The sequence below is a fragment of the Aureimonas sp. AU20 genome (assembly GCF_001442755.1).
Classification (GTDB): domain Bacteria; phylum Pseudomonadota; class Alphaproteobacteria; order Rhizobiales; family Rhizobiaceae; genus Aureimonas.
On the sequence record NZ_CP006367.1, the window covers coordinates 771,167 to 793,805 of the forward strand.

The 22,639-nt window shown below is 70.1% G+C and carries 23 protein-coding genes; 13 read left to right on the forward strand and 10 right to left on the reverse strand.

Going from position 1 to position 22,639, the window contains the following annotated elements; all coding sequences use genetic code 11:
• Window position 1: 1 nt before the first annotated feature.
• The 6 genes from M673_RS03510 to cobM all read left to right on the forward strand — a co-directional run bounded on the left by M673_RS03510 (window position 2) and on the right by cobM (window position 7,028).
• A complete protein-coding gene (locus M673_RS03510) occupies window positions 2-1,213 on the forward strand; it encodes a sirohydrochlorin chelatase (protein WP_061973607.1) in 1,212 nt (403 codons plus the stop codon).
• Between the two features lie 9 nt (window positions 1,214-1,222).
• Window positions 1,223-2,056: a precorrin-8X methylmutase gene (locus M673_RS03515; protein ID WP_244493257.1), complete on the forward strand. Its 834-nt coding sequence runs from the start codon at window positions 1,223-1,225 to the stop codon at window positions 2,054-2,056.
• Window positions 2,057-2,504: 448 nt separating this feature from the next.
• Window positions 2,505-3,722, forward strand: a complete 1,218-nt coding sequence (locus M673_RS03520; protein ID WP_061973609.1) for a bifunctional cobalt-precorrin-7 (C(5))-methyltransferase/cobalt-precorrin-6B (C(15))-methyltransferase — start codon at window positions 2,505-2,507, stop codon at window positions 3,720-3,722.
• Window positions 3,719-4,438, forward strand: coding sequence for a precorrin-2 C(20)-methyltransferase (cobI, locus tag M673_RS03525; protein WP_061973610.1), 720 nt, complete (start codon window positions 3,719-3,721; stop codon window positions 4,436-4,438). Before M673_RS03520 ends, cobI begins: the two co-directional genes overlap by 4 nt.
• Window positions 4,435-6,249 (forward strand): precorrin-3B C(17)-methyltransferase, encoded by a 1,815-nt coding sequence (gene cobJ / locus M673_RS03530; protein ID WP_061973611.1) that lies wholly within the window; start codon window positions 4,435-4,437, stop codon window positions 6,247-6,249. The genes cobI and cobJ overlap by 4 nt, the downstream gene beginning before the upstream one ends.
• Window positions 6,246-7,028: a precorrin-4 C(11)-methyltransferase gene (gene cobM / locus M673_RS03535; protein WP_061973612.1), complete on the forward strand. Its 783-nt coding sequence runs from the start codon at window positions 6,246-6,248 to the stop codon at window positions 7,026-7,028. Before cobJ ends, cobM begins: the two co-directional genes overlap by 4 nt.
• On the opposite strand, the gene M673_RS03540 is transcribed toward cobM, so the two are convergent.
• Window positions 7,017-7,760 (reverse strand): cobalt-precorrin-6A reductase, encoded by a 744-nt coding sequence (locus M673_RS03540; protein WP_061973613.1) that lies wholly within the window; start codon window positions 7,758-7,760, stop codon window positions 7,017-7,019. The genes cobM and M673_RS03540 overlap by 12 nt on opposite strands.
• Complete coding sequence (locus M673_RS03545; protein WP_061973614.1) at window positions 7,753-8,856, reverse strand: cobalt-precorrin-5B (C(1))-methyltransferase; 1,104 nt, start codon at window positions 8,854-8,856, stop codon at window positions 7,753-7,755. Before M673_RS03545 ends, M673_RS03540 begins: the two co-directional genes overlap by 8 nt.
• A gap of 1,066 nt (window positions 8,857-9,922) precedes the next feature.
• On the opposite strand from M673_RS03545, the gene M673_RS03550 reads away from it, so the two are divergent.
• From M673_RS03550 to M673_RS03565, 4 genes are all read left to right on the forward strand, one after another.
• Window positions 9,923-11,260 carry a cobyrinate a,c-diamide synthase gene (locus M673_RS03550; protein WP_061973615.1) on the forward strand — a complete coding sequence of 446 codons (1,338 nt, stop codon included), beginning with the start codon at window positions 9,923-9,925 and terminating at the stop codon, window positions 11,258-11,260.
• Window positions 11,257-12,273: a threonine-phosphate decarboxylase CobD gene (cobD, locus tag M673_RS03555; RefSeq protein ID WP_061973617.1), complete on the forward strand. Its 1,017-nt coding sequence runs from the start codon at window positions 11,257-11,259 to the stop codon at window positions 12,271-12,273. The genes M673_RS03550 and cobD overlap by 4 nt, the downstream gene beginning before the upstream one ends.
• Window positions 12,274-12,654: 381 nt before the next feature.
• Complete coding sequence (cbiB, locus tag M673_RS03560; RefSeq protein WP_061973619.1) at window positions 12,655-13,617, forward strand: adenosylcobinamide-phosphate synthase CbiB; 963 nt, start codon at window positions 12,655-12,657, stop codon at window positions 13,615-13,617.
• A gap of 284 nt (window positions 13,618-13,901) precedes the next feature.
• A complete protein-coding gene (locus tag M673_RS03565) occupies window positions 13,902-15,566 on the forward strand; it encodes a hypothetical protein (protein ID WP_061973621.1) in 1,665 nt (554 codons plus the stop codon).
• A gap of 6 nt (window positions 15,567-15,572) precedes the next feature.
• Here M673_RS03565 and M673_RS03570 read toward each other — a convergent pair whose 3' ends face one another.
• The 4 genes from M673_RS03570 to M673_RS03585 all read right to left on the reverse strand — a co-directional run bounded on the left by M673_RS03570 (window position 15,573) and on the right by M673_RS03585 (window position 16,908).
• On the reverse strand, window positions 15,573-15,779 hold the full coding sequence (locus M673_RS03570) for a hypothetical protein (protein ID WP_061973623.1): 207 nt from the start codon (window positions 15,777-15,779) through the stop codon (window positions 15,573-15,575).
• Between the two features lie 62 nt (window positions 15,780-15,841).
• On the reverse strand, window positions 15,842-16,024 hold the full coding sequence (locus M673_RS03575; RefSeq protein ID WP_061973625.1) for a hypothetical protein: 183 nt from the start codon (window positions 16,022-16,024) through the stop codon (window positions 15,842-15,844).
• Entirely contained in the window at window positions 16,021-16,218 is a 198-nt protein-coding gene (locus tag M673_RS03580) for a CsbD family protein (RefSeq protein WP_061973627.1), read from the reverse strand. The genes M673_RS03575 and M673_RS03580 overlap by 4 nt, the downstream gene beginning before the upstream one ends.
• 63 nt (window positions 16,219-16,281) lie before the next feature.
• The gene (locus M673_RS03585) at window positions 16,282-16,908 is read right to left on the reverse strand and encodes a ribonuclease D (protein ID WP_061973629.1); all 627 of its coding nucleotides are present in this window, start codon (window positions 16,906-16,908) and stop codon (window positions 16,282-16,284) included.
• 194 nt (window positions 16,909-17,102) lie between these two features.
• Here M673_RS03585 and M673_RS03590 point away from each other — a divergent pair, with 194 nt between their 5' ends.
• The 3 genes from M673_RS03590 (at window position 17,103) to M673_RS03600 (ending at window position 19,529) form a co-directional block, all read left to right on the forward strand.
• Window positions 17,103-18,146, forward strand: coding sequence for a zinc-dependent alcohol dehydrogenase family protein (locus M673_RS03590; RefSeq protein WP_061973631.1), 1,044 nt, complete (start codon window positions 17,103-17,105; stop codon window positions 18,144-18,146).
• A gap of 6 nt (window positions 18,147-18,152) precedes the next feature.
• Entirely contained in the window at window positions 18,153-18,851 is a 699-nt protein-coding gene (locus M673_RS03595; protein WP_061973633.1) for a CHASE3 domain-containing protein, read from the forward strand.
• Window positions 18,852-19,016: 165 nt separating this feature from the next.
• Window positions 19,017-19,529, forward strand: coding sequence for an NUDIX hydrolase (locus tag M673_RS03600; protein WP_061973634.1), 513 nt, complete (start codon window positions 19,017-19,019; stop codon window positions 19,527-19,529).
• A 28-nt stretch (window positions 19,530-19,557) separates the two neighbouring features.
• Here M673_RS03600 and M673_RS03605 read toward each other — a convergent pair whose 3' ends face one another.
• The 4 genes from M673_RS03605 to M673_RS03620 all read right to left on the reverse strand — a co-directional run bounded on the left by M673_RS03605 (window position 19,558) and on the right by M673_RS03620 (window position 22,482).
• Window positions 19,558-20,334, reverse strand: coding sequence for an endonuclease III domain-containing protein (locus tag M673_RS03605; protein ID WP_061973636.1), 777 nt, complete (start codon window positions 20,332-20,334; stop codon window positions 19,558-19,560).
• A gap of 186 nt (window positions 20,335-20,520) precedes the next feature.
• Window positions 20,521-20,904 (reverse strand): hypothetical protein, encoded by a 384-nt coding sequence (locus M673_RS03610; RefSeq protein WP_061973638.1) that lies wholly within the window; start codon window positions 20,902-20,904, stop codon window positions 20,521-20,523.
• Between the two features lie 478 nt (window positions 20,905-21,382).
• Window positions 21,383-22,111 (reverse strand): LrgB family protein, encoded by a 729-nt coding sequence (locus M673_RS03615; protein ID WP_061973640.1) that lies wholly within the window; start codon window positions 22,109-22,111, stop codon window positions 21,383-21,385.
• Window positions 22,108-22,482 carry a CidA/LrgA family protein gene (locus M673_RS03620; RefSeq protein ID WP_061973642.1) on the reverse strand — a complete coding sequence of 125 codons (375 nt, stop codon included), beginning with the start codon at window positions 22,480-22,482 and terminating at the stop codon, window positions 22,108-22,110. Before M673_RS03620 ends, M673_RS03615 begins: the two co-directional genes overlap by 4 nt.
• Between the last annotated feature and the right edge of the window lie 157 nt (window positions 22,483-22,639).

Below are 22,639 nucleotides of genomic sequence, written 5' to 3' on the forward strand. Positions count from 1 at the left end.
GATGAAGGCTCTCATGCTGTGCGGCCACGGCTCGCGCGATCGCGGCGCGGTGGAGGAATTTCGCGGCCTCGCCGAGAAGATCGCCCGCCGCCTGCCCGACTGGGCGGTGGACTACGGCTATCTCGAATTCGCCACGCCCATCATTCGCACCGGGCTCGACGCGCTGCGCGAGAAGGGGGCGGACCATATCCTGGCGCTGCCGGGCATGCTGTTCGCCGCCGGCCACGCCAAGAACGACATTCCGTCCGTGCTCAACACCTATGCTGCGGCCAACGATGTCGCCATCACCTATGGGCGCGAGCTCGGCATCGATCCCAAGATGATCCGCGCCGCCGGCGAGCGCATCCGCGAGGCGCTGCGGGCGGACGGCTGGCGCGACGGCGAGCCGCTGCACGACACGATGCTGGTGGTGGTGGGGCGCGGGGCGTCCGACCCCGACGCCAATTCCAACGTCGCCAAGGTCATGCGCATGCTCTGGGAAGGGCTCGGCTTCGGCTGGGGCGAGACGGCCTATTCCGGCGTCACCTTCCCCCTGGTCGAGCCGGCGCTGACCCATGTCTCGCGCCTCGGCTACAAGCGCATCGTGGTGTTTCCCTATTTCCTGTTCACCGGCATCCTGGTGGACCGCATCTATGCGGCGACCGACAAGGTCGCCGCCGCCATGCCGGACGTCCGCTTCCTGAAAGCCGGGTATCTCGATGCCCACGACCTCGTGGTCGAAACCTTCGTGGACCGTTTGAACGAGATCCTCGAAGGCACGAACAACATGAACTGCCAGATGTGCAAATATCGCGAGCAGGTTCTGGGCTTCGAAGCGGAGGTCGGCCTGCCGCAGGAAAGCCACCACCACCATGTCGAGGGCATCGGCACGGGTCCTGCGGACGCTCCGATCGAGGCGACGGCGACGCACGATCATTCCCATGGCGGCGCGGGACACGACCATGGGCACGGGCATGATCATGGTCACGACCATCCTCACGCGCATGGGCACGATCATCCGCATGCGCATGACCACTCCCACGACCATGCGCACGACCATGCCCATGGGCATGACCACGGCCACCCGCATGACCATGCGCATTCCCACGGCCACGGCCACGGCCACGGCCACGGCCACGGCCACGGCCACGGCCACGGCCACGGCCACGCGCATACGCACCACCCCTATCCCCATGCCGACCATCCGCTCGGGCCGCGTTCGCTGAAGTCCTGAGGCCGGGCCATGGCGCTGGACTATGTCAGGGACCCCGCCGCCATCTACGAGGCGAGCTTCGCCACGATCCGGCGCGAGGCGGCACCGTTGCTGGCGCGGCTGCCAGAGGGCGCGCAGACGCTCGCGATCCGCCTCGCCCATAGCTGCGGCATGGTCGAGATCATCGAGGATCTGCGCTTGTCGGTGGACGCCGTGGCGGCGGGCCGCGCGGCGCTGGCCGCCGGGGCGCCGATCCTCGTGGACGCCGAAATGGTCGCGCATGGCGTGATCCGCCGGCACCTGCCGGCCGGCAATGCCGTGCTTTGCCGGCTGAACGAGCCGGAGGTGGCGCCGCTCGCGGCCCGGCTCGGCACGACGCGATCGGCGGCCCAGGTCGATCTCTGGGTGGAGCGGGGCGAACTATCGGGCGCGGTGGTCGCCATCGGCAACGCGCCGACCGCCCTGTTCCGCCTTCTGGAACTTCTGGATGAGGGCGCCGCGCCGCCCGCCGCGATCCTCGGCTTTCCCGTGGGCTTCGTCGGCGCGGCCGAATCCAAGGCCGAACTCTTTGCCCGCCCGCGCGGCGTGCCCTTCGCCACGCTTCTCGGCCGGCGCGGCGGCAGTGCGCTGGCGGCGGCGGCGGTGAACGCCCTCGCCACCGGCCTTGCGACGGGGGCCGAGCCTTTGGGTGGCTGGACGGAAAGCCAGCAATCGGACGCGGGAGCCGAGACCGGCCCGGCATCGTTGGCCGGGCAGGCCGACGGCGAAGCGCAGGGCGCCCCCCTTCCTCCTGATAACCCAGCCGCACGATCGCCCGGCGACGGCAGCTCGGCCTCCGCCCAGGGTGAAGGACGGCTCGTATGAACGCGCCTTCGCGCAAAGCTTCTGTCCCAGCCAACGCGCTTGACGCGCGCGAGGCGAGGCGATCCATATCCATGCCTGTCTTTGCGGAAAGCCGTTGGTCTGGGCTGCGGTTTGCCGGCGCGTTCGAGCGGGGTGACCAGGGGCGCCCGCTTGCCGCGCCCCACCATCTTTCGCGGCTGACTTACCGGCGAAACGTCCGTTGCGCCTCGGACCCTGCGGAGGTCCGGATGACCGTAGCTCTGTTCGAGGCTTCGGTCGGAACGCGACAACTCGCCCCCTTCAACGTGCGCCCCGAGCGGACCGCTGGGGCGGGGTGGAGCGCTTGGTCCGACGCATCGGCGAGGCGTGCGGCCGGAAGAGGCCAAGAGGGATGGCATCCGTTCACCCTGAACGACCAAAGCTCCGAGCCCACCTATTCTCTGCCCCCGCTCGCTCCGGGCCGTCCCGCATGAGCGCGCCCTGGCTCGACCTGATCGGTGTCGGCGACGGCGGCCTGGCGACGTTGGCGCCCGAGGCGGCCGAGCGTTTGGCGCAGGCCGAGATCGTCTTCGGCGGACAACGTCACCTCGCCATGCTGGCGCCCGCACACCCGGCCGAGCGCCAACCCTGGCGCTCGCCCTTCGCGGACAGTGCGGCCGATCTCCTGGCCGCGCGCGGGCGGCGGTCCGTGGTGCTGGCGACGGGCGATCCGTCCTGGTTCGGCCCGGCCAAATGGCTGCGCAGCGTCCTGTCCACCGACGAGTTTCGGGTCTGGCCCGCGCCCTCCGCCTTCTCGCTGGCCGCGGCGAAGCTCGGCTGGGCGCTGGAGGACTGCCTCTGCCGCACCGTGCATGGAAGGCCGGTGGAGCAGGTCGCCGCTGATTTCGCCGAAGGACGCCGGCTTCTCGTCCTGTCGGAGGACGGCGCGTCCCCTGCCGCGCTCGCTGCCTGTCTCGTGGACGCCGGCTATGGCGCGAGCGACCTCCAGGTGCTGGAACATCTCGGCGGAACGGCGGAGCGCGTGCGAGGGAGCGTGGCGGAGCGCTTCGATCTTGACCAGATTGCCGCCTTGAACACGATAGCCGTGGAATGCCGCGCCACGGAGGGCGCCCGAGTTTGGCCGCCCGGCCCCGGCCTGCCGGACGAGGCCTTTCGGCACGACGGCAAGATGACCAAGCGCGTGTTGCGCGCGCTGGCGCTGGCGGCGCTGAGCCCGCGCGCTGGCGAACTTCTCTGGGATGTCGGCTCGGGCTCGGGCGCCATCGCGGTGGAATGGTGCCGTAGCGCTGGCGGCGCGCGGGCGCTCGCCATCGAGCCGAACCCCGAGCGCCTGGCCTTCATCCGCGAGAACCGCCGCCGGCTCGCAGCCCCCTGCATCGCCATCGTTGAGAAGCGCGCGCCGGAGGCCTTCGACGCTTTGCCGGCGCCGGACGCCGTGTTCCTCGGCGGCGGGTTGACGGAGGGCGTTTTCGCCCCCGCTTTCGCGCGGCTGAAGCCCGGCGGTCGGCTCGTCGCTCATGCGGTGACGCTGGAATCGGAGGCGATCCTCCTGGCGCTCCACGCCAAGCAGGGGGGCGATCTCCTGCGCGTCTCGGTGGACCATGCCGCGCCGGTCGGACCGTTTCGCGGCTGGCGCCCCGCCATGCCGGTTCTTCACTGGTGTCTCACGAAAGGCGCGCGCGGATGAGCGGCACGCTCTATGGAATCGGGCTCGGCCCCGGCGATCCCGAACTGCTCACGCTGAAGGCCCATCGCCTTCTCCAGCGCGTGCCCGTCATCGCCTATCCCGCGCCGGACGGCGCGCCCTCGCTCGCCCGCACCATTGCCGCGCCGCATCTGCCGGGCGGACAGGTGGAACTGCCGATCGGCCTTTGCATGGCGGTGGACCGCGCGCCCGGCCAGGGCGGCTACGACGCCGCCGCGCCCGAGATCGCCGCGCATCTGGAGGCGGGGCGGGATGTCGCCGTGCTCTGCGAGGGCGACCCGTTCTTCTACGGCTCGTTTCTCCATCTCTTCGCCCGGCTGTCGCCGCGCTTCGCCACCGAGATCGTGCCGGGCGTTTCCTCCGTCATGGCCGCCGCCGCCGCCCTGCGCCGTCCGCTGGTTGTCCGCAACGACCGCTTCGCCGTGCTGCCCGCGACCCTGCCGGATGCCGCGCTTCGCCCGGCCATCGAGGCGGCGGAGAGCGTCGCGATCCTGAAGCTCGGCCGGCATTTCGGGCGGGTGAAGGCGCTCCTGGCGGAGATGGGGCTCATGGCCGGCGCGCTCTATGCCGAGCGCGTGACGCAGGGCGGCGAGCGCCTTCTGCTCCTCGCCGAGACCGGCGAGACCGCCCCCTATTTCGCGCTGATTCTCCTCTACAAGGGCGCCGAGCCCGCGATCCTGGCAAGCGAGCGACCATGAGCGACCCCGTCTTTCTCTGCCTTTCGCCGGCGTCTCTGGCCTTGGCGACGCGGCTGCGCGCGGCGCTGGGCGGCGAAATCCACGGCTTCGCGCCGCGCCTTTCCGGCACCGACCACGACGTTTCCGATCTCGCCGCGCATCTCGGCGCCCTCTTCGCGGCCGGGCGGCCGATCCTGGCGCTGATGGCGAGCGGCGCGCTGATCCGCCTTCTTGCGCCCCATCTCGGCGACAAGCGCGCCGAGCCCCCGGTGCTGAGCATCGCGGAGGACGGCTCCTGCGTCGTGCCGCTCCTCGGCGGCCATCGCGGGGCGAACGACTGGGCGCGGCACGTGGCGGAAGTCACCGGCGGGTTCGCCGCCGTCACCACGGCGGGGGACCTGCGCTTCGGCGTCGCGCTCGACGTTCCGCCCGAAGGCTATCTCCTCGAAAACCCCGAACACGCCAAAGCCGTCATGGCCGATCTCGTGGCCGGCGAGGAGGCCTGGATCGAGGGCGAGGCGGAGTGGCTCACGGGCTCGGCGATCCCGGTCGCGGACGACGCGCGCATTGCGCTCACCGTTTCCACGGACGCCCGCGCGCCCCGCTCGGCCGAGCTTCTCTACCGCCCGCGCGTCCTAGTGCTGGGGATTGGCGCCGAGCGCGGCGCTCCGCCGGAGGAAGCCGTGGCGCTGGCCGAAGCGACGCTGGCGCAAGCCGGCCTCTCGCCCCTGTCGCTCGCCGCTGTCGCCTCGCTGGACCTGAAGGCCGACGAGCCCGCCGTCCATGCCGTCGCCGCGCATTTCGGCGTGCCGGCCCGCTTCTTCGACGCCTCGACCCTGGAGCGCGAGGCGCCACGCCTCGCCAACCCGTCCGAGATCGTGTTCCGCGAAACCGGCTGCCACGGCGTCGCGGAAGGCGCGGCGCTGGCCGGCGCGGGCGAGGGGGGCGAACTCGTGGCCCCCAAGCGCAAATCCGCCCGCGCCACGGCCGCTCTCGCCCGCGCGCCGCGCCCGCTGGATTTGGAGACGATCGGCCGGGCCAGAGGAACGCTGTTCGTGGTCGGCATCGGGCCGGGGTCGGACGCCTGGCGTTCGCCCGAGGTCTCGCGCATGGTTGCAAGCAGCACCGATCTCGTCGGCTATTCCCTTTATCTCGACCTGCTGGGCCCCTTGGCGCGCGGCAAGGCACGGCACGATTTCGACCTCGGCGCCGAAGAGGCGCGGGTGCGCCATGCGATGGAACTCGCCGCTGAAGGCCGCACCGTCGCCTTGGTCTGCTCGGGCGATGCCGGCATCTATGCCATGGCGACGCTGGTCTTCGAGCTGATGGACCGGGGCGGCGTGTCGGACGGGGCGCGGCGCATCGCCGTCGAAGTCTCGCCCGGCATTTCGGCGCTGCAGGCGGCGGCGGCTCGCGCCGGCGCCCCGCTTGGCCACGACTTCTGCACCATCTCGCTTTCCGACCTCCTGACCCCCTGGGAGGACATCCAGCGCCGGGTGGAGGCGGCAGCACGGGGCGATTTCGTGATCGCCTTCTACAATCCCGTCTCCAAGCGCCGGCGCACGCAACTTGCCCACGCGCGCGACGTGTTGCTCCAGCACCGGCCGCGCGATACGCCCGTCGTGCTCGCCACCAATCTCGGCCGACCGCAGGAAAAGGTGCGCATCGTGGACCTGTCCGATCTCGACGTGGACGAGGTCGACATGCTGACCGTCGTCGTCGTCGGCTCCTCCAACACGCGCGCCTTCACCTCCGGCGAAGGACGGCGCTTCGCCTACACGCCGCGCGGCTATGCCGCCAAGCCCGGCACCACGATTGCGGAAACCCCATGACCGTCCATTTCATCGGCGCCGGCCCCGGCGCGGCCGATCTCATCACGATTCGCGGGCTGCGGCTGATCGAGCGCTGCCCGGTCTGCCTCTATGCCGGCTCGCTGGTGCCGGAGGAAATCGTCAAGGCGGCGCCGGACGGCGCGCGCGTCCTCGACACCGCGCCCATGCATCTCGACGAGATCATCGCCGAGATGCAGGCCGCGCATGAGCGGGGCGAGGATGTGGCGCGCGTCCATTCCGGCGACCCGTCGATCTATGGCGCGACGGCCGAGCAGATGCGGCGGCTGGAGGCGCTCGGCATTCCCTTCGACGTGACGCCCGGCGTGCCGGCCTTCGCGGCGGCCGCCGCCGCGCTGCGCACCGAACTCACCGTGCCGGAAGTCTGCCAGACCATCATCGTCACCCGAACGGCGATGAAATCCTCCGCCATGCCGGAGGGCGAAGACCTGGCGACGCTGGGGCGCAGCGGCGCGACGCTGGCGATCCATCTTTCCATCCGCAACCTCGCCCATATCGAGCGGGAACTCTCGCCGCTGCCGGCCTATGGGCCGGACTGTCCGGTGATCGTGGCCTATCGTGTCGGCTGGCCGGACGAGGCCTTCATCCACGCCACGCTCTCCACCGTCGCGCGCGCCGTACGCGAGGCCAAGCTCACCCGCACCGCGCTTCTCTTCGTCGGCCGCGCGCTTGGGGCGAAGGACTTCGTCGATTCCAAGCTCTACGACGCCAGCCATCCGCATATCCTGCGGCCTGTCCGAAAGGCCGAATCAGCCGGCTAACCACGCCATCGCGGCATTGAGGCTGCGCAGGATCGGCCCGTCCGGCTCGGGCGGCCGGCGGATCAGGATGACCGGCAGGCCGAGCGCGCGCGCCGCCGCGATCTTGGCATAGCCGCGCGCGCCGCCCGAGTTTCGGCAAACGAGATGCGTGACGCGCTCGGCGCGAAACAACGCCGCCTCCTCGGCCGGATCGTCGGCGGGCCGACCGGTGATGAGCGTGGCGGCAAAGGGCAGAGGCTCGGAGGGCGCGTCCACCCGGCGCAGCACGGGCGACAGATCCGGACGGTGGCGGAACGGCGCGACATGCTGGCTGCCGAGGGCCAGGAAGGGCCGCGCCCCGTGAGGCAGCGCATCGCGCGCCGCGCGCAGGCAGTCGACTTCCTGCCAGAGGTCGCCCTCCATCCGCTGCCAAGCCGGGCGCAGGAAGGCGGCGTGCGGGAGGGCGCAACGCCGCGCCGCCGCCGCCGCGTTGCGCGACATGCCGACCGCGTAGGGATGCGTCGCATCGAGAAGATGCGTGACGCCGGCCGTGGTCACGAAGTCTGCGAGCCCTTCCACGCCGCCGAACCCGCCGATCCGGGTCTCTACCCCCTCCGGCAGCACGGGCGCCAAGGTGCGCCCGGCCAGCGACAGGAGAAGCCGGATATCGGTGCGCTCGGCGTGCAGCCGGCGAGCGAGGAGGGAAGCCTCGGCCGTGCCGCCGAGAAGGAGCACGAAGCGCGGCTCAGGCACGGGCGACCACCTGTCCGGCCCGGTCCACCACCAGGATTTCCGCCTCCACGGGAGCCTCGCCCAGCGTCTCGCGGATCGTCGCGAGCGCCCGTGTCGCCACATGGCCCGCGAGATCGACGCCCGCGTCCCGCGCAAGATCCAGCGCCTCCTTGGCCGTGTTGGCGGAAAGGATCGCGGGTGCAAGCGCGGTCGTCGCCGCAAGCTCCGCCAGAAAGGCGAAATCCACCTGGGACCGGCCGGAATGGAGGTCGAGCGACCCCTGAGCCAGCTTGGTGAGCTTGGCAAAACCCCCCGCCAGGGTCAGCGCGGGCACGGGGTGCCGGCGCAGATATTTGAGAACGCCGCCGGCAAAGTCGCCCATGTCGAGACAGGCGATCTCAGGCAGGTCGGGGTGGAGCCGGCGCGCGGCGTCCTCGCTCGCGGAGCCCGTCGCGGCGATGACGCGGGGCAGATTGGCGGCCCGCGCCACGTCGATGCCGCGATGGATCGAATGGATCCAGGCCGAGCAGGAAAAGGGATGGACGATGCCCGTCGTGCCGAGGATCGACAGCCCGCCCAGAATACCGAGCCGCCCGTTCCAGGTCTTCTCGGCGAGCTTCTCGCCGTTCGGCACGGAAATCGTGATCTCGACATCGGGCGCCCGGCCCTCGGCGGCGCAGAGCGCCTCCACCACCTCGCGCATCAGCCGGCGCGGCACGGGGTTGATCGCCGGCTCGCCGGGCGGGATCGGCAGGCCCGGCCGCGTCACCGTGCCGACGCCCTCGCCCGCGCGGAACTGGAGGCCCGAGCCCGGCGCCGTGAAACGAACCGTCGCGACGATCTCGGCGAGATGCGTGACGTCGGGGTCGTCGCCGGCATCCTTGACGATGCTGGCGCTGGCCGCGCCGGCGCCAAGATGCGTGCGGGCCAGCGCGAAGCCGGGCCGCTCGCCCTTGGGCAGGGTGATCTCGACCGGATCGGGAAAGTCGCCGGTAAGGAGCGCGGTGAGCGCGGCCTTGGTGGCGGCCGTGGCGCAGGCGCCCGTGGTCCAGCCGCGCCGGAGCGCCGCGCCCGGTGGCACGCCATCCTCCCGCCGCTTGCCGAGATTGAAGCCCATGGACGGCTTATAGACCGGCCGCTTGGCGCGAGGCGAGGGGCGCGCGAGGTATCGGCTTGGAATGGCTGGCGCTAAGCGTGAGGGGCGGGTGGATGGCGGGTGCTTTTGGGGGCATTTCGAGACGACCCCGCCCAAACTCGTCGTTTGGCAGGGGCGAGGTGGAAGGCTCTTAGGCATGAAGACTGAAGCCAGCCGCGTGAAGACGGAGTCTGGAAGAAGGGAACGACGTTCGCCGTATCGGAGAAAGGTCGGGTCATGGCGGCTCAACATGAATCTGTCCTCGACGGCCGATGTCGGCAAAGCGTGAGCCATTGGCTTTGGACGAAGGCGCGGGTGCTTTGATAAGGCGGAGCCGCAAGGGGGCGGAGGGATGGTCCGCGCCTTTCGAAGGGGCGTGTTGATGCGAGACCGGCTGCGCCGACCCTTCAAGGGGGAGGGCCGGGAGCCATTAGCCGGGCGCGGCCGGTGCGCGACGGGGGAGCGACAGCGAAGGCGAGTCGGTCGGACCCGGGTTCTCCGAAAGGCCGCTGGCAAGGCTGGGACGCTTTGGGCAGCCGTTGCCCGTGGCAGCGAAATTTCCGATCTGTCCTAAGCCAAAGCGCGATGGCCTTCGATCGCCAGTTTCTCGATAGCCCGTCGAGACAAGCCGTCGAAAGCGGCGCGCGGCGGTTTTCTCTTGGCCGCGCCCCAGTCCGGCAGCGGCAAGACGCAGGCGACCCTTCGCCTTCCCGCGCCATTGCAAGCGGACAGACGTCGCGCTGCGCTCGGCCAAAGCTGGGCCGGACTATATCGATCCGGCCGTTCAAGGGGCCGCAACCGGCCAGCCCTCGATCAATCTCGCCCCCCTACGCCATGCGGCCCGCGACGAAGATGGACGATGGGTCCACTGTCCTGCCGCAGGGTTCGAACACGTCGGGCATAAAAGCCCACCCGCTGGCCGCGCGTCTCCTTCATTGCCGGCGACCACCCTTACGCCGCCCATCCCCCTCCACCCCTCGCCTCCGGTTGAACCCTCCGCGAAAAGGCTGATAGACCGGCCCATCGCGGCGCGGCAGGAGCGAAACAGGTGCGGGACGAGGAGCGGGGTTCGAAGGAAGGTTGGAGCACGCCGCGCGCGGGCGGCGGCTTTCTCCTGGCCGCACCCCAGTCCGGCAGCGGCAAGACGCTGGCGACCCTCGCGCTGCTGCGCCATCTCAAGCGGGCGGGCGTCGCGATGCGCTCCGCCAAGGCGGGGCCTGATTATATCGACCCGGCCTTTCACGCGGCGGCGACCGGCCAGCCCTCGGTCAATCTCGACCCCTATGCCATGCGGCCCGACCTGATCCGGGCGCTCGCCTGGGCCGACGCGCGCCCGCTCGTCGTGGAAGCGATGATGGGCCTTTACGACGGGGCGGCGGACGGCACGGGGTCGGCGGCGGATCTGGCCGTGCTGCTCGGGCTTCCCGTCGTGCTGCTGGTGGACTGCGCCCGGCAGTCGCATTCCATCGCCGCCCTGGTGCGTGGCTTTCGCGACCATGACCCGCGCCTCCGCTTTGCCGGCGTCATGCTGAACCGCGTCGCCTCCGCCAGGCACGAAGTTCTGCTGAGAAACGCACTGGAGCCGCTCGGCCTTCCCGTTCTCGCCGTGTTGCCGCCCGAGCCATGCCTCGCGCTGCCCGAGCGCCATCTCGGCCTCGTGCAAGCCGGCGAACACAGTGATCTCGCCGGCTTTCTCGATCGCGCTGCCGGCTGGATGGAAAAGGGCCTCGCCCCCGGCGCGCTGGACGCCCTCCTGCAACCAGGAGAGGCCCATGCCGCCACCGTGGCACCTTTGGCCCCGCTTGGGCAGCGCATCGCGGTCGCCCGCGACACGGCCTTCGCCTTTCTCTACCCGCATCTTCTGGAGGGCTGGCGGCAGGGCGGGGCGGCGCTTTCCTTCTTCTCCCCCTTGGGCGAAGAGGCGCCGGAGGCGGGCGCCGACGCCGTGTTCCTGCCCGGCGGCTATCCCGAGCTTCATGCCGGGCAACTGGCGTCCGCTGAGCGATTTCGCGCTGGAATGCACCAGGCCGCTTCGCGCGGCGCGCTGATCTATGGCGAATGCGGGGGCTACATGACGCTGGGCGAAACGCTGACCGACGCCGAGGGAGCCGCGCATCCCATGCTCGGCCTCCTGCCGCTCGCCACGTCCTTCGCCGCGCGGCAGCGGCACCTCGGCTATCGCCGCCTCAGCCCGCTTCCCGGCGCGCCCTGGCCCCATGCGCTGACGGGCCATGAGTTCCACTATGCCACGATCACAGGGGAGGGCGCGGCCGATCGCCTGTTCGAGGCGCGCGATGCGCTGGGCACCGATCTCGGCGCGATGGGGCTTCGGTGCGGCCGCGTCATGGGCTCGTTCGCCCATGTGATCGACGGGACCCTGGCGTGAAGGAGGCGCTGCATCACGGCGGGGCGCTCGACGCCGCCGTGGCGCGCTTCGGCGGCGCGCGGGGCGATTGGCTCGACCTGTCCACCGGCATCAATCCTGTGCCGCCGCCCCTACCGGGCATCGAGCCCGAGCTTTGGGCGCGCCTGCCGGAGCGGGCGCTGGAGGCGCGCGCCAAAGACGCGCTGCGCCGCTTTGCCGGCGCGGGCGAGGGGGCGGGCGTCGCGTTGGCGCCGGGCACGCAAGCGCTGATCGCCCTCCTGCCGCATCTTTTCACGCCCGGCCCGGCCGCCGTGCTGTTTCCCAGCTACGAGGAACATGGCCGCGCTCTGGCAGCGGCGGGCCACGTCGTGTCGCGCTTCTCAACGCTGGCCGAGATCGCCCCGCAGACGCGGCTGGCGGTGCTCGTTTCGCCCAACAACCCGGACGGACGGCGCTTCTCGCCGGGCGACGTGCTCTCGCTAGCGGATCGGCTGGGGAGCCAAGGCGGGCTCTTCGTGCTCGACGAAGCCTTCGCCGACGCCGAGCCTGAGCAGAGCCTCAGCCGCGAGGTCGGGCGGCCGGGGCTTCTCGTTCTTCGCTCCTTCGGCAAGTTCTTCGGCCTCGCGGGGCTGCGCTTCGGCGCGGCCTTATGCGAGCCGGCGCTGGCCGCGCGGATCGAGACGCGGCTCGGCCCCTGGGCCGTGTCCGGCCCGGCGCTTGCGCTTGCCGCCGGGCTGATGGCGGACGAGGCGGGCGTCGCGCGCCTGCGCGCCGGCATCGCCGCCCGCGCCGTGCTGACGCGTCGCGCCCTAGCAGCGGCGGGGCTGGAGCCCGTCGGCGGCACAGCCCTGTTCTCGCTTCTTCAGGTGCCGGAGGCCGCTGGTCTGTTCGAGGCGCTGGCGCGCCGCCACATCCTGACGCGCCCTTTCCCCTATCGCGCCGACTGGCTGCGGATCGGCACGGTGCGGAACGAAGCGGAGGCGGAGCGGCTGACGGAGGCGCTGCGCGAAGCACGAGCCGAGGTCGGATGCTGAAGCGGGCGGATGTTTGTCGGGCAGGATCGGCGCGTCGCGTGCGGTCGGGTGAGGCCGAAGGCCCAGGCGCGCGTCTGACTGACGGTCGGGCAACGAGCGCCAATGCAGTAGGGACAAAGCTCCCTTCGATCACGTCACTTGAACCTCGACCAAGGCCTGATCCCATCGCCCTCCGCGCTGCGACCGATGATGTCCGCCACCACTCGAAAGATCGTGGGCGGCGTAGACCATATCCGGCCGGTGCCTTCGGCATCTTGATCGGAGCGACGGCTCGTCGGCTTCAACGGCCCGTTTTCGGGTTCGTCCCTCGATCGGCCTTCGCGACATCGGTTGGAATTTTCCCGGCCATGCCTCCTCAACCCTCGCGAGGGACGTGAGCCCATGGTCCTGTTTCTCGCGACCTTGATTGATCGTGTTCTAGGCGATCCCGACTGGCTTTGGCGGCGCTGGCCGCATCCGGTGGTTCTGTTCGGCGTCTTGATCGGAGCGGCGGATCGCGGGCTGAACCGGCCCGCCTTCGGCTTTGCGCTGCGCCGCGCGCTCGGCGTGCTGGCGATCCTGCTGCTGCTCGCGCTCGCCATTGCCGCAGGCCTTGCGATCCAGCGCTTGTTTGCCGGCTTCGGATGGGCCGGCCTGATTCTTGAGGCTGTGGTCGCCTCCTTGTTTCTGGCGCGAAAAAGCCTTGGCGACCATGTGCTGGCCGTGAAGCGCGCGTTGAAGGAGGGCGGGCTCGGACCGGGGCGGCAGGCCGTGTCGATGATCGTCGGACGCGATCCCGATCAGTTAGACGAAGCCGGGGTTTGCCGCGCGGCGATCGAAAGTCTGGCCGAGAACGCATCGGACGGCGTGGTCGCGCCCTGGATGGCACTCGCGCTCTTCGGCCTACCCGGCCTTCTCGCCTACAAGATGGTCAACACTGCCGATTCCATGATCGGCCATCGCTCCGAGCGCCACCTCGCTTTCGGCTGGGGCGCGGCGCGGCTGGACGATCTCCTCAATCTTGCCCCCGCCCGGCTCACCGCGCTGCTCTTCGCGGCGGTCGCGGCGCTCAAGCCCGGGCAGGGCGCCGGTGCGCGGGCGCTCAAGGTGGCGTGGCGCGACGCCCCCTCGCACCGCTCGCCCAATGCCGGCTGGCCGGAAGCCGCCATGGCGGGCGCGCTGGGCCTGTCGCTCGGCGGCTCGCGCCGCTATGGCGCGCTGGTGGTGGAGGCGCCTTGCCTCGGCGCTGAGGGGCGGCGCGAGGCCGCGCCCGCCGATATCGGCGCGGCGCTCCGCCTGTTCGGCTTCGCCATGGATGCGCTTCTCCTCCTCTCGCTCGCCATCGCCGTGGTCGGGAATATCTGAGAGCCTGTTCGAAAATTCCTCGGCGGGGGCGGAGCAAGGGATTTCACGTCGCCGCGAGACGCCGAACTTGAGCGATGCGAGGGCGCATCGGCGGAGATCGGCAACGGTCCGTACGGATGGGCGAGCGCTGCTGTTTCCCAGGAGCCATGGCGAAGAGCACCGTCGAACCGACCTGACCCTTTTGCCGAGTAGGCCCCAGGCCCCTCGATATTTTTGCGCTGCGTCATAGCTTCGCCCGAGCCCTCTGCCAGCGTGCCGCCACCTGCCATTCGAGGATCAGAGACATGGCCGAAACCGACACCAAGGCGCCCTTCGCCTCTCCCGGCCTGTCCAACGGCGCGGCGATGCGGCGTGGCGGGCCGCCCGTGCCGGCCTGGCTGCGCCAATCCTTCGCGCAGACGATGCGCGGCGTGCCGGAGGTCGAGACGCTGCGCTTCGGCCGGGAGGCTTCGGGCGACGCCGGCTCGACGGCGATCCGCGACGCCGGAGACCTCGCCCGCCATTTCAACCCGTTCCAAGGCGAGATCGACGCCAAGGGGCGTGTTCTGGGCGGCACCGGCACCACCACGATCAATTCCGAGGTGCAGAACTATCGCGGCGATTTCGGCGCGGGAAACCATGTGTTCGAGCCGGATGGGCTGCGCCTCCAGGCGACGGTCGATGCCGGGCGCTTCGACTCCTACCTCAGAGGCGACATCACGCGCCGAAAGGGCGGCTTCAACAGCAATCCGCCGGGCGGCACCGTGCCGACGCGCCTGTCCGACATCGGCTTGCGACCGGGGGACCTCGATAAGGTCACGGTCGGCGACGTCACCACCAACGGGCCGGGCGGGCTCGCCACGGTCGCCGCGATCGACCGCGCGGCGGGCACGATCGTCTTCGAGGCCGTTTCGGGCGGCGCGCGGGCGGACTATGCCGGCAATTTCCACCTGACCTTCACGCGCTTCGCCTTCGCGCCTCTCGCCGCGCCCGCCGCGATCGAGGAAGGGGTGACGCAGGAGGTGCAATTGTCGCGCCCCCTGCCGCCCGGCATCGTGCCCGGATGCTTCGCGCGCGGCGTCAAGCGCGGGCCACAGCCGAGCAACGATCCGCGCAGCATCGCGCAGGCCTGCGTCGCCTCGATCTCGGCCGACCGGCGCACCGTGCGCTTCGACCGGCCGCTGCGCTTCGGCGCGCCCATGCTGGCGGCGGAGGGGGACGGGCTCCTGTTCCTGCCCGGCCTCTGGTCCGGCCAGATCTGGTCGAAGCGCTCCTACGGCCCTCAGCGTCAAGGGCTCTCCGTCCAGGCAATCCGCATCGAGGCGAGCTTTCCCGCCCTGCCGAACTATCGCGGCGACACGGCCTACACCCGGGCCGACGTGGAAGCGGTGCTCAACGCCAATTCCGGCATGCCCTGGGGCTTTTGGCCGGCGCTTTGGCTCTACACGTGGCGGCCCGGTCCGAAGGGCATCGGCCAGCGCATCGTGCCGCAGGCGCGCAACGGCTGGGCCGAGGTCGATATCCTGGAACTCTTCACCCGGCTGGGGCAGGGGCCTTCGGTTTGGTCCGGCAATCTGCACAACCAACCCTATTCGCGCGTCCGCGCCTTGGCGCCGCAGGGAGGCGACGCGGCGCAGAATGGCGGCGCGTGGCGCGCCTCCGCACCCGACAAGAAGCTGCTTTCGGCCAATGCCAGCACGCTTCTCCTGCCACGGCCCATGGCTGACGGTGAGCGCCATTCCTTCGGCATCGTGTGGACGCGGGGTCAGGTCGTCCACTACATGGACGACCGTCCGATCTGCGTCAGCGACTGGCCGCTGCAGGTGGACTATCCCCACCAGCTCGGCCTCAATCTAGCCTGCGGCTCGCTCGCCGGCTTCAATCCCGTCGCGCTGTTCTTTCCGCAGACGCAAGCCGATGCTCAGAAGCAGTCGATGACGATCCATTCCGTACAGAGCTGGGAGGCCTGAGAGAGTTCAGCCCTCGACGGGACGGTCGGGAAGTTCGGGCGTGGAGCCGGAACGGACCTTGCCCTGGCCCTTGTTCTGATCATGACCCTGGCCGTTCCCCTGGCCGGGCGCTTCGTCGGGTTCGCGCGGCTGCACGAGCCCGTCCTCGCCGATTGGCTCGGGCAGGATCGGGTCGGGTGCGTTGCGCTCGGGGCTATCGGACAGGTTCGACATGGGGACGGGCTCCGTTCACCAGCCCAAACCCCGCGCCCTACCTGCCAGTTCCAGGTGAGACATCATGGCCCGCCGGCGAGCGAGCCCATGACCATCATCACCAGATCGTCGAGATCGACCGGGCCGTTGATCTCGACCCTGTCGGAACCCGGCTGGACCCGCAGCGCGCCTTCGCTGTTGCCCGCCTGACGCTGGAGCTCGTCCAGGATTGATTGGCGCACGGTGTCCCCGGCATCGGCGGTCATCGGCGGATGCCTTCCTGCGTCGGGCGCGGCGTGGCGCGAAGATCGGGCCGCCCGTCCACGGCGGGGCTGCGCCCGTCCGCGATGTCGCGGCGCCCGTCCTCCTGCAGGCGGGCGTCGCCGGTGATTTCGGCGACGACCTCCTTGGCGGTGCCGCCGATGCGCTTGCCCAGCGAGGCGATCGGATGGTCGCTCATGTCGGTCTCTCCCTTTCGTTCTGAGGGGGAAACGGACGGAGCGCCGATCGGTTCGAGTTGGCTTTAGGTGCGGTTCACCGAATGGGAGAAGATGTCCTCCTCGTCCCAGCCGAGAAGGTCGAGCTTGGCGCGCGTCGGCAAGAACTCGAAGGCGGCCTTGGCGAGATCGGTGCGCTCCTCGCGCTCCAGCCGCTGCAGGAGCACGCCCATCAGGTCATGGAGATAAAGGACGTCGGAGGCGGCGTAGTCGAGCTGCGCCGGGGTCAGCGTCTCCGCCGCCCAGTCGGACGACTGCTGCTGCTTCGACAGGTCCGTGCCGATCAGCTCCTTGGCGAGATCCTTCAAGCCGTGCCGGTCGGTATAGGTGCGCACCAGCCGCGAGGCGATCTTGGTGCAGAAGACCGGCTGCGTCATGACGCCGAACGCATGGTAGAGCGCGGCGATGTCGAAGCGGGCGTAGTGGAAGATCTTGACCTTGGTCGTGTCGGCCAGGAGCTTGCAGAGATTGGGCGCCTCGCGCTGGCCCTTGGCGATCTGCACGATGTCGGCCGTGCCGTCGCCCGGCGAAAGCTGCACCACGCAGAGCCGGTCGCGCCTGGTGTCGAGCCCCAGCGTTTCCGTGTCGATGGCGACCGAGCCGGTGTAGCGGGACAGGTCGGGCAGGTCGCCCTTGTGAACGCGAATGGTCATGACGCGGCAAACTCCGAAGGCGGGAACCCCCGGACGAGCCGGGGCGAGATGTCATGGTCTCGTCGCCTACAGCATCGGGCGGCAAATCGGAACGCTTTTTCGGACGGAGCGGAGGGACCGAACGGCCGGGCGCCGCGTTGTCGGCTGGGTTCGATCGCGATATGGGGAGCGAGGCGAGCAGGAAGGGACGCGCGATGAAAGCCATGATCTTCGAGGCCTTCGGGGCGCGGCCCGAGATTCGCGACGTGCCGGACGCGACGCCCACCGACGACGGCGTGGTGATCGAGGTCGTGGCGACCGGCCTGTGCCGCAGCGACTGGCACGGCTGGAAGGGCCATGACAGCGACATTCGCCTGCCGCACGTGCCGGGCCACGAGTTCGCCGGCACGGTGGCGGCGGTCGGGCGCAACGTGCGCGGCTTTCGCGTGGGCGAGCGGGTCACCGTGCCCTTCATCGCCGCCTGCGGCCATTGCGGGGAGTGCCGCGCGGGCCAGCAGCAAGTCTGCGAGGCGCAGTTCCAGCCGGGCTTTACGCATTGGGGCTCCTTCGCCGAGTTCGTGGCGATCTCGCGCGCCGACGAGAATCTGGTGCGCCTGCCCGAAAGCCTCGACTTCGCCACCGCCGCAAGCCTCGGTTGCCGCTTCGCCACCTCGTTTCGCGCCGTGGTGGACCAGGGCCGGGCGCGCGGCGGCGAATGGGTCGCCGTGCATGGTAGCGGTGGCGTCGGCCTCTCCGCCGTCATGATCGCCGCTGCGCTCGGCGCGCGGGTGGTGGCGGTGGACGTCGCGCCCTCCAAGCTGGCGCTGGCCAAGGCGATGGGCGCGGAGGCGGTGGTCAACGCGCGTGAGGTGGCGGACGTCGCCGAGGCCGTGCGCGAGATCACCGGCGGCGGCGCGCATCTTTCGTTGGACGCGCTCGGCCATTCCGAGACCTGCCGGAATTCGATCCGCAACCTGCGCCGGCGCGGGCGGCACGTGCAGGTCGGGCTCATGCTGGGCGAGCACACGGCGCCCGCCATTCCCATGGCGCAGGTGATCGCGCACGAGCTGGAAATCTACGGCAGCCACGGCATGCAGTCCTGGCGCTACGAGGCGATGATGGCGATGATCGAGGCCGGCACGCTCCAGCCCCAGCGCCTGATCGGCGAGCGGCTGACGCTGGCCGAGGCTGTGCCCGCCCTCATGGCCATGGACAGCCAGGCGCCGGACGGAATCGCCATCATCGACCCGCGAGCCTGACGCGGGGTGGGCTCGCTCCTGTCCTGGCGCCACCTGCGGCGCACGTATCTGACGACGCCGACGCTCCTGCGCGTGGTGCCGACCGGTCTCGTGCTCCTCGTCGGCATCGTCGCCACGGCCTGGACGCACAGCCTTCTCAACCACCAAAGCGACCTCGTCCTCCACACGCACGAGGTGATCGAGACCACCAAGGACGTGCTGATCGGCCTCGACGATGCCGAGACCGGCCAGCGCGGCTATCTCCTCAGCAGCGACCGGCGCTATCTCGACCCCTACGACAAGGCGCTGGAGCGGCTGGGGGATCTGCGCACGCGGCTGCGCGCGCAGATTTCCGACAACGCGGCGCAGGTCGCGCGGGTGGACGGGCTGGCAGGGCTGGTCGACGCCAAGCTCGCCGAGATGAAAGCCTCCATCGTCCTGCACGACGAGGCTGGCTTCGAGGCGGCGCGGGCGCGCGAGATCACGATGATGGAACGCGCCACGATGGACCAGATCCGCGTCGTCATCGGCGCCATCACCGAGGGCGAGAAGCAGCTGCTCGACGCGCGCATGGCGGAGGTGGAGCGCGACGAACACCGCGTGCGCCTCGTCGCCATCGTGATCGGTCTCCTTTCGCTCCTGACCCGGACGGGCGTCGAGTTCTACCTCGCCCGCAAGGGGCTCGATGTGCGCGTCGTTCCGCGCCATCCGGGTGAGACGGACTGATCGGCCGCATCGGTCCTCGGCGTCGAGCCAAGGCGGAAAGACCCGGCGAAATCGACCGATTTTCCCCATCGTCGCTTACCCATCCCGCGATTTTGGCCATCGGCCGTGACCTGTTCCCTAACCTTCCCGGCTCAGCCTTGAGCCTGAGGGAGTTGGGAGGATCGCATGAAACGAGCCGATGAAGCGGAGACCTGCCAGATCGCGGCGCTGCCCATCTGGGTGGACGAGACGGCGCGCGTGCGCCTCGGCCTCGTCACCTCCCGGCAGACCCATCGCTGGATCATCCCCAAGGGTTGGCCCATGAAGGGGCTTGCCGATTTCGAGGCGGCACGGATCGAGGCGAAGGAGGAGGCGGGCCTGCGCGGTGAGATGCTGCACCAGCCGATCGGCACCTATCATTACTGGCAGCGCAAGCGCACCGATTTCCAATACGTCACCGTCGCGACCTATCTCATGCGCGTGACCGGGCAGAAGAGTGCCTGGAAGGAACAGCACGAGCGCCGCTTCGAATGGGTGACTTTGCGCGAGGCGGCCGAGCGGCTGGAGGAGCCCGAACTCGTGTCCATGGTCGCGGACCTTTCCGAGAACGAGCGGGCGAGGCGTTTCCTGCGTGGCGGGGACAAGCCGGCGCCAAGGACCGCGCGCTCGATCGACATAGGCGCGCCCGAGTTCGCCTGATCGGCGCCTTCGTTCCAACTTGAGCCCGCTAAGCCTTGAAGGCGCTCGGGCAAAGATCGGTCAGAGGGCATCGATCGCAGGCGGGTCGGCGGAAGTGGCAGACCTTTTGTCCGTGCAGCATCAGGATCTCGTGGTTGTCGTAGAGCGCCTGGGCGCTCCAGTCCGCCGGCAGCTGCGCGCGCAGGATCGGGTGCGAGGGGCCGACATCCATTTTGTCGCCGATCAGGCCAAGCCGCTGGGCGACGCGGTGATGGTGGCTGTCCACCGGCAGGGCCGGCATGCGCAGGACCGAGAAGGAAAGCACTGCCGCGCTGGTCTTCGGCCCGACGCCGGGCAGCGCCTCCAGCCAGCGCCGCGCCGCCTCGACCTCCATCCCGGCCAGGAAATCCAGCGTCAGTTCGCCTTGTCGGTCCCGCAAGGCCCGCAGCACCTCCTGCAACCGGGGCGCCTTCAGCTCGGGCCAGCGCACGCCGTGAATCAGCGCTTCGACCTCGCCCGCGTCGGCCTCGATCATCGCATCCCAATCGGGAAAGCGGGCGCGCAGCGCTTTGAAGGCGCGGCCGGAATCGGCGTTGCGCGTCCGGTGCGACAGGAGCGAGGAGATCAGTTCGCTCACCGGATCGAGATCGTGGAAATACGCGATCGGGCATTCGTAGGTCCGGCACAGGCGCCGATGCACCTCCAGCGCCTTCTCGCGCAGGGCGGTCTCGTCCACCGAGGGGGCGGAGGCCGTGCCGGCTCGCCGCCGCTTCACGGGCGCTGCGGGCGGCGGGGCGGGTTCGGCGGGGTGAGGGTGCTCTCGCATGAGATGAGCAAGCGAGGAAGCGGCGCCGCCGTTCCGGGCGGGCCTCTCGCCGCGTCCTTTTGACTCAAGACCACGCAAACACGGCGCGACCTCATGTCGAGCGACCCCGTGCCTGACGGAATGCCGTTCCTCATGAACGGGCGAAAGCCTTCGCCCGTCCGCCGCGTGCAAAGTCTGGCGCCGAACTCAGTTGGCCTGGGGCGGCTGCGGCGCGATCGAGCCGGGCGGGATCACCGGCGTCGTTCCGGGATCGGCGTCGGGCACGGGCGCATCCATGTCGGGATCGCCATCGGTCTGGGGAATCAGCACGCTTTCGCAATCGTCGAGCTGGTCGGTTAGCATCTGGCCGTCGCTCGTGGTGCCGCCCGCCGTGTCGCCAGGATTGACGGTGCAGGTTTCGCTGCCCGCCGGGGGCGCGGCGTCACCTGGCGTCTGCGGGATCGGCGCCTCGGTGCCCGGTGTCTGCACGCTGGGAGGCGCGGGCGGCGCCGTCTGCGCCTCGGCCCGCCCGGCCAAAAGGGCGAGCGCCAGGGAAGCGGCGAGAAGGGGTGTGACGGTTCGCGCGGTCATGGGGCGAATCTCCTTCGCTGAGGTCGGAGCCGGTCTTCTCCCCGATCCCAACCGAATTGAGGCGGGCGCGGGTCAAACCATGGGAGAGAGCGGGAAAGTCGCCCCGCCGGCCGTCGCGACCCGGTCTTGCCCCCTCAACGCGCGAGCCGCCCCTCCGGCTCCACCGATCGAATGTCCGGGCTGTGTGTTTGGAGATCGTTCGATGAACCGGGCGGGTCAGGTCGTCGGCGCTTGCCCGCCGTTGCCCATGCTCACCGCGGTAACTCTCACATCACCTAAGTTTGTCTCCGCGCCGCCAAGGGATTTTTTGGCGTCGCAAGGCGCCAAACGCAGGCGATGCGAGGGCGCATCGGCGAGGATTGGCAACGGTCCATGCGGACGGGCGAGACCTCCGCTGCCCTTGCGCGGCATGTCTCGTCCTGGGGCGATGCCGGAAAAGCACCGACGGACCGACCCGCCCTAGTTTCCAAACAGGCTCTCAGAGCAACCAACCGAGCACGAGCGGAGCGACGATGGCGGTGACGAGGCCGTTCAGCGCCATGGCGAGGCCCGCGAAGGCGCCGGCGACATTGTCCACCTGGAAGGCGCGCGCCGTGCCGATGCCGTGCGAGGCGAGGCCAGCGGCGAAGCCCCGCGCGGCATAGTCGCGAATGCGCAGCGCGTTCATCAGCGGCGTCACCAGGATCGCCCCGATCACGCCGGTCGCGATCACGAACACGGCTGTCAGCGTCGGGTCGGCGCCGAGTCCCTGCGAAATGCCCATGGCGATGCCTGCCGTCACCGACTTGGGCGCCAGCGCCAGCACGAGCGGCTGAGGAAGGTGGAGAAGAAGCGCGATCGCCACCGTCGACACTACGCCCGCCAGCGCTCCGACGAACAGCGCCGCGAGCACCGGCAGGAGTGTTTCGCGCACCACGCGCCGGTTGCGATAAAGCGGCACGCCGAGCGCGACCGTCGCCGGCCCGAGCGCGAAATGGATGAACTGCGCCCCGGCGAAATAGGTGGCGTAGGGCGTGGCGCTCAACTGCAGGATCGCCACCACGAAGACGATGGCCAGAAGCACCGGGTTCATCAGCGGGTGGAAGCCCGTCAATTCGGCCAGCCGCCGGGCCAGCAGAAAGGCGCCGAGCGTCACCGTCAGCCAAAGGAGGGGGCTGGCGGAAAGATAGACCCAGAGTTCGAAGAGGGAATCGGGCGCCTGTATCATTGGCCGCGCTCTGTCAGGAGGCGCACGAGGCGGAAGGCGCCGACCGTCGCGAGCATCGTGGCCACGGTCGAGCCGACCAGGGTGATGAGAATGCCGGTGGCGTTGTGGGCAATGAGGTCGAGCTTGCCAGCGACACCGACGCCCGCCGGCACGAACAGGACGCCGAGATAAAGCAGCAGCCCGTCGGCCGCGCCTTCCACCGAGCGGGTGCGGGCTGCCATGCGCTCGCCGCCCAGGCGCTCCGACACTGCGAAATAAGCGATCAGGAGCAGGATGCCGAGCACCGGCCCCGGCACCGGACCGCCCGTCGCGTGGCGAACCGCCTCGCCCAGAAGCTGGCAGGAAAGGAGGACGAAGAGTCCGTAGAGCATAGTCCGCCCTCGCGATGGCGCTGGCCGCGCGATTTTCGTCCCGCGCAACCCGACTGTTCCGAAACGGCCACCCGAGGGGAAACCCAGGTGGCCGCGCGGAAGGTCACGCCTGCGCCGCATCGGCGCAAGAGCGGTGCGAGGCACAACACCCATGCGA

Coding starts and splice junctions, on each gene's coding strand:
- M673_RS03510 (WP_061973607.1), top strand. CDS start 2: ATGAAGGCTCTCATGCTGTGCGGCCACGGCTCGCGCGATCGCGGCGCG.
- M673_RS03515 (WP_244493257.1), top strand. CDS start 1,223: ATGGCGCTGGACTATGTCAGGGACCCCGCCGCCATCTACGAGGCGAGC.
- M673_RS03520 (WP_061973609.1), top strand. CDS start 2,505: ATGAGCGCGCCCTGGCTCGACCTGATCGGTGTCGGCGACGGCGGCCTG.
- cobI (WP_061973610.1), top strand. CDS start 3,719: ATGAGCGGCACGCTCTATGGAATCGGGCTCGGCCCCGGCGATCCCGAA.
- cobJ (WP_061973611.1), top strand. CDS start 4,435: ATGAGCGACCCCGTCTTTCTCTGCCTTTCGCCGGCGTCTCTGGCCTTG.
- cobM (WP_061973612.1), top strand. CDS start 6,246: ATGACCGTCCATTTCATCGGCGCCGGCCCCGGCGCGGCCGATCTCATC.
- M673_RS03545 (WP_061973614.1), bottom strand. CDS start 8,856: ATGGGCTTCAATCTCGGCAAGCGGCGGGAGGATGGCGTGCCACCGGGC.
- cbiB (WP_061973619.1), top strand. CDS start 12,655: ATGGTCCTGTTTCTCGCGACCTTGATTGATCGTGTTCTAGGCGATCCC.
- M673_RS03565 (WP_061973621.1), top strand. CDS start 13,902: ATGGCCGAAACCGACACCAAGGCGCCCTTCGCCTCTCCCGGCCTGTCC.
- M673_RS03570 (WP_061973623.1), bottom strand. CDS start 15,779: ATGTCGAACCTGTCCGATAGCCCCGAGCGCAACGCACCCGACCCGATC.
- M673_RS03575 (WP_061973625.1), bottom strand. CDS start 16,024: ATGACCGCCGATGCCGGGGACACCGTGCGCCAATCAATCCTGGACGAG.
- M673_RS03580 (WP_061973627.1), bottom strand. CDS start 16,218: ATGAGCGACCATCCGATCGCCTCGCTGGGCAAGCGCATCGGCGGCACC.
- M673_RS03585 (WP_061973629.1), bottom strand. CDS start 16,908: ATGACCATTCGCGTTCACAAGGGCGACCTGCCCGACCTGTCCCGCTAC.
- M673_RS03590 (WP_061973631.1), top strand. CDS start 17,103: ATGAAAGCCATGATCTTCGAGGCCTTCGGGGCGCGGCCCGAGATTCGC.
- M673_RS03600 (WP_061973634.1), top strand. CDS start 19,017: ATGAAACGAGCCGATGAAGCGGAGACCTGCCAGATCGCGGCGCTGCCC.
- M673_RS03605 (WP_061973636.1), bottom strand. CDS start 20,334: ATGCGAGAGCACCCTCACCCCGCCGAACCCGCCCCGCCGCCCGCAGCG.
- M673_RS03610 (WP_061973638.1), bottom strand. CDS start 20,904: ATGACCGCGCGAACCGTCACACCCCTTCTCGCCGCTTCCCTGGCGCTC.
- M673_RS03615 (WP_061973640.1), bottom strand. CDS start 22,111: ATGATACAGGCGCCCGATTCCCTCTTCGAACTCTGGGTCTATCTTTCC.
- M673_RS03620 (WP_061973642.1), bottom strand. CDS start 22,482: ATGCTCTACGGACTCTTCGTCCTCCTTTCCTGCCAGCTTCTGGGCGAG.